Source organism: Streptomyces phytophilus, assembly GCF_013870535.1.
GTDB classification, from domain to species: domain Bacteria; phylum Actinomycetota; class Actinomycetes; order Streptomycetales; family Streptomycetaceae; genus Streptomyces; species Streptomyces phytophilus.
The window spans coordinates 1-3,719 of record NZ_JACBXC010000582.1 but is presented as its reverse complement, the minus strand read 5'-3'; the positions used below and the strand labels follow the sequence as shown (position 1 = coordinate 3,719).

Sequence of the window (3,719 nt, the reverse complement as noted above, 5' to 3'; positions counted from 1 at the left end):
GCCCCCGAAGACCACGGCGTGGAAGGGCGAGACCGACCACCAGTAGGCGTGGCCGAGGAGTCCGCGCGGGTGGAACAGGGCCCGCTGCCGGTAGCGGGTGCGCCCCGCGCCGTCCGTCTCGACGTACATCTCCAGCCAGGCGAGGCCCGGCAGGCGCATCTCGGCCCGCAGCCGGAGCAGCCGCGCGGGTTCGATCTCCTCCACCCGCCAGAAGTCCAGGGAGTCGCCGACCCGCAGCCGCTGGGCGTCGCGGCGGCCGCGGCGCAGTCCGACCCCGCCGGCGAACCGGTCGAGCCAGCCGCGTACGGCCCAGGCGAGCGGGAGGGAGTACCAGCCGTTGTCGCCGCCGATCCCCTCGATCACCTTCCACAGGGCCTCGGGGGACGCGGCGACCGGTAGCTCCCGCTCGTCCTCGTACAGGCTGCCGCCCGCCCAGTCGGGGTCGGTGGGCAGCGGGTCGCTCGGGGCACCCGGGAGGCCGGCGGAGGACCAGCGGGTGGCGACCTGCGCCTCGCCCACCCGCCGGATCGCGAGGGCGAGCGCGTCGTCGAACGGCAGTGGCCGGCCGGGCAGGTCGGGGACGTACCGGGCGATGTCGTGCTCGCGGCAGACGACCTCGTGCCGGAGCGACTCGGTGAGCGGGCGGGCGATCGAGGCCGGTACGGGCGTCACGAGACCGACCCAGTGGCTGGACAGCCGGGGCGTGAGGACCGGCACCGGGACGACGACCCGCTGCCGCAGGCCGGCGACGGCGGCGTAGCGGCGCATCATCTCCCGGTACGTGAGCACGTCGGGCCCGCCGATGTCGAACGCCCGGTCGACGCCGGCGGGCAGACCGGCGGAGCCGACGAGGTAGCGGAGCACGTCCCGGACCCCGATGGGCTGCGTCCGGGTGTGCACCCAGCTCGGAGTGACCATGACCGGCAGACGCTCGGTCAGATAGCGCAGCATCTCGAACGACGCCGACCCGGATCCGATCACCACCGCGGCCCGGAGCACGGCGGCCGGCACGGGGGCGTCGAGGAAGATCCGTCCCACCTCCGCCCGGGAGCGCAGATGGGGCGAGAGCGACCGCTCCGGAACGCCGTCCGGGGTGAGCCCGCCGAGGTAGACGATCCGCCGCACGCCGGCGGCGTGCGCCTGCTCGGCGAAGATCCGCGCCGCGCGCCGGTCCGTCTCCTCGAAGTCCGACCCGGTGCCGAGCGCGTGCACCAGGTAGTACGCGACGTCGATGCCGCGCAGCGCCTCGCCCACCGAAGCGGCGTCGGTGACGTCTCCGCGCACGGGCTCCACCCGCGCGACCCACGATTGGTCGCGCAGCTTGCCGGGGGTGCGTACCAGGCACCGGACGCGGTGGCCGGCGTCGAGCAGCTCCGGGACGAGCCGCCCGCCGATGTATCCGGACGATCCGGTGACGAGGCAGTGCAGTGCCTCGGGCCGCGGCGGTACGCCGTCCGGCGCGCCGTGCGGGCTCGCGCTCATCGCGTTCTCCTCACCGAAGGGGCCGCGGCGGGCCGCTCGTCCACTCCCCACCGGGACGTATGCCCCTCCCCGCGTACGCCTTCAGGCTGCGTCGCAGGATTCAGCCCGCATGGCTGCACGGCGGAGCGCGTTCGGGCCGCGGCGCAGCCGGTGCCCGCGCGGTCAGGCGTCCGTGCGGCCGAGATGTTCGAGAGCCGTCTGCCGGCCGTCCCTCAGCCAGGACGTGTCCGGCAGGATGCTCAGGCTCTCGTCGTAGCAGGCGAGCGCCTCCTCCGGGCGTTCCAGTGCCAGCAGGGCCGCCCCTTTGCGGCCCCAGGCCGCGGCCCGCCAGGCGTCGTCGTCCGCCGCCGCCGCGACGGCGCTGTCGTAACAGGCCAGCTCGGCTTCGTCGGACCCGTGCAGCTTGCCGTGGATCAGGCCCTTGTGCACCAGCAGCTCCGCCGTCCGACCGAACAGGCGCAGCGCCTTCTCGCAGTACTCCCCGGCCTCTTCGTAGCGCCCCAGCCGGTAGGCCGCGAGCGTGAGGTTGCACGAGGTACTCGGGTCGTCCGGCGCCAGCTCGGCCGCCCGCTGGAGGGCGTCGAGGGCCTCCTCGGGGCGCGACAGCAGCAGCAGGGTGTTGCCCTTGTTGCCGAGCGCCAGGGCGGAGCGGGGTTCGACGGCGAGGGCCCGGTCCAGGTCCTCCAGCGCGTCGGCGTGCCGGTACTGCCGGCCTCGCAGCAGGGCCCGGATCACCAGGATGTTCGGGTCGCGCGGCCGGAGGGCGACGGCCCGGGAGGCCGCCTCCTCCGCTTCCTCGAAGCGTTTCAGGGCGCCCAGCGCGTTGGCCTTGCTCCCCCACACGTTGCCGATGTCGGGCCGGATCTCCAAGGCGCGGTCGTAGCACTCCAGGGCGTCCTCGTGGCGCTCCTGGGCGAGGAGCTGGTTCCCGCGGTTCAGCCACGCGCTCGGCTCCTCCGGGTTCAGCCCGACGGCCCGGTCGTACGCGGCCAGCGCTTCTTCGCCTCGGCGCAGCCAGCCCAGGGCCATGCCGCGCACCTGCCACAGCTTGGCGCGGACGACATCGCCGTCGCCGTCCCGGTCGGCCGCGCGCAGTCCGTCCTCCGCCTCCTCCAGGGCTTCGCCGAAACGCTCCAGGTGGATGAGCCCGACGGCCCTGGACACGTACTCCTCGGCGGTCAGGCGCGGTGTCCCGGGGGGCGCGGGCGCGGGGCGGCCGAGCACTTTCCGGTACACACCGTCCAGCAGCTCGCGCACCGCCGCGAAGTCCGGCGGGCGGTCCTCGCGGTCCGCCTCGGTGCACGCGCGGATCAGCCGGTAGAGCGGGGTGCGCCGGGTGCGCCGGCGGGTGGTGCGCTCGACGTACGCCCTGGCCGGCACGCCGGCGGGCGGCAGCGCGCCGGTGACCATCTGGAAGAGCACCACGCCGTACGCGTAGACATCGGCGCGGGTGTCCAGCACGGCGCCGGGGGCGTACTGCTCGGGCGCCATGTAGCGCGGTGTGCCGGCCACCGTCGTATACAGCGCCTGTGCGGCGGCGGGCAGTTCGCCGAGGCCGGGGAGATCGGCGTCCGCGGAGTCGAAGGCGCGGGCCAGCCCGAAGTCGGTCACGCGCAGCGTGCCGTCGCCCGTCAGCAGGCAGTTCGCCGGTTTGACGTCCCGGTGGACCAGGCCCAGCTGGTCGTGCCCGTGGCGCAGCCCGTCGCACAGGTGCCGCGCGAAGCGCAGGGCGTCGGCGGGCGGCAGCGCGCCGGCCCTCAGCAGGCGGGCCAGGTCGCCGCCCTCGGCGTACTCGGTGACCACGCAGGGCAGCCCTTCGATCCACTCCACGTGCTCGGCGGGCGCGACGTTCGGGTGCGGGCGCAGCCGCACCCAGGTCAGCGCCTCGCGCTCGAAGCGGGCCCGGTCCTCGTCGCTCCACAGGAGCCGGGTGTCGTAGGTCTTGAGCACCTTGCGCGCGCCGGTGTCGCTGGCGCGTACGACGTAGACCACGCCGAACCCGCCGCGGCGTACGTCCAGCACGGTCCAGTGGCCGATGTGCCGCTGGCTGGCCAGGCGCTGGCCGACCTGGAAGTTCTCCCGCTCCTGCCGGCCGCGGTCCATGGCGTCCAGGCCGGCCGCCGCCGCGGCGTACGACGGGTCGACGGCCAGGGCACGGGCGTAGGCGCGGCGCGCCATCGCGGCGCGGCCGAGTCCGCGGAGCGCGTCGGCGAGTTCGGCGTGCGCCGCGGCCCGGT

At 75.2% G+C, this 3,719-nt stretch carries 2 protein-coding genes; both read right to left on the bottom strand.

Translation table 11 applies throughout. From position 1 onward, the window contains the following. On the bottom strand, window positions 1-1,482 hold a 1,482-nt coding region (locus H5J30_RS21655; protein WP_181789051.1), incomplete at its 3' end, for an SDR family oxidoreductase. 162 nt (window positions 1,483-1,644) lie between these two features. Continuing rightward, a partial coding sequence (locus tag H5J30_RS21650) for a tetratricopeptide repeat protein (protein ID WP_181789050.1) occupies window positions 1,645-3,719 on the bottom strand: 2,075 nt, incomplete at its 5' end.